Annotated in this window: 1 protein-coding gene; it reads left to right on the top strand. The window is 45.4% G+C overall.

Annotated features, from left to right (window positions below):
* On the top strand, positions 1-1382 hold a 1382-nt coding region (locus A3751_RS22705), incomplete at its 5' end, for a hypothetical protein (protein ID WP_231876861.1).
* Positions 1383-1387: the final 5 nt, after the last annotated feature.

Raw genomic sequence — 1387 nt, 5'->3', positions numbered from 1 at the left:
CTCTGTTGCCAATGGTGTATACACGTAATATTCGGTTTCCGGAGTGGGGCGCTAACTATATACAGAACACACGAAACAGCACGACAGGATTGTTTTATGTGGAAGACGCAGAGACTGAATTTGTCATGCCCGATAATCTTGGCTCAGATACCATGAATGTAGCCATAGAGAGTAATGCCTCGGCGTTTCGTTATGAGCAGTCTTTTGGGAAGAAATCACTTGGTGTTTTAGGCACTTTGAGGCAGGGCCAAGACAACTACCATAATTATGTTGGCGGTGTAGATGGCCTGTGGGATTTAAGTATCGACGATAAGCTGAGATTTCAGTTGATGTATTCAGATACTCAGTATAATGAAGCGTTTGCGGATGACTTATGTGAGTCTGGTGATTGCACTCGAGATCCGATCCCGGATTTTTGTCCTCTAGGAAATTGCGGAACGAATGCCTATGTACAGCGCGCCGATTATGAACGGAAATTGACGGGGCATGCATTTAGGTTCAATTACAAGCACGACGGGCCAAACGGTTTGTATTGGCTCAATTATTATGACGTGCACCGTGATTTTCGTGGCGACTTAGGGTTTCAGAAGCAGGTGGATTATCGAAGTGTGAATTTGGCCTATGGCCAGAAGTGGTATCTTCGTGTACCCAATGATGATGGTGAGTCTCGTATTAGAGCGTATGGGGTATTTACCGAAACGCGGTCGCAAGCCAACGAAGACATTGAAACGGCTTACGCTCTCTATGGTGAATTTCGAGGATGGAAGCAGACTGTTTTTCGGTTTGGTCCGACGTGGAAGTCGCGCGCTGTTAATCGAATCAATCAAAACTCGTTGGAGCTGGGCGATAATGCGCCGCTTTTTGATGAGCATTATTGGCTTTGGTACTACGAGATTTCGCCTTGGAGCCAGTGGACCTTTAACTTTGATGGGAAATACGGCGAGCAGGCCGACTCGGATAATTTGAGATTGGGGGATCTACGTGAGTTTAAACCTCGTGTTCGCTACCAGTTAGGGCATATTGAAATAGATGCTAAAGCAACGCATCGCATTTTTGATGTTGAGGAAGGTCAGCTCTATAAAGAGGAATTTTATACCCTAGGTGTGACCTATCGAAGTAGCAAAATATTTAGTCACCGCCTCTTGTGGCTGTACGATATTACTGAGCGAAACTTGGCTATCTGGCTAGGTAGCGAGACGGCTAAAGAAACAAGCAATAGCGTCGAGTACACGGCGATTTATCAGCCCAGCAGTGCGCTACGGATTCTTTCAGGTTTTAAGTTTGAGTACGAGCTGGATAGCGATGTGGATGATAAACGATATCTCACTAATCGAGAGCTGTACGTAAAGCTTGAATATACTTTTTCCAAAGGCTTTGATTAGCGCGT

The sequence above is a fragment of the Oleiphilus sp. HI0080 genome, from assembly GCF_001635135.1.
Note: the sequence above shows the minus strand (reverse complement) of the source record. Positions and strands in the feature narration are given on the sequence as shown.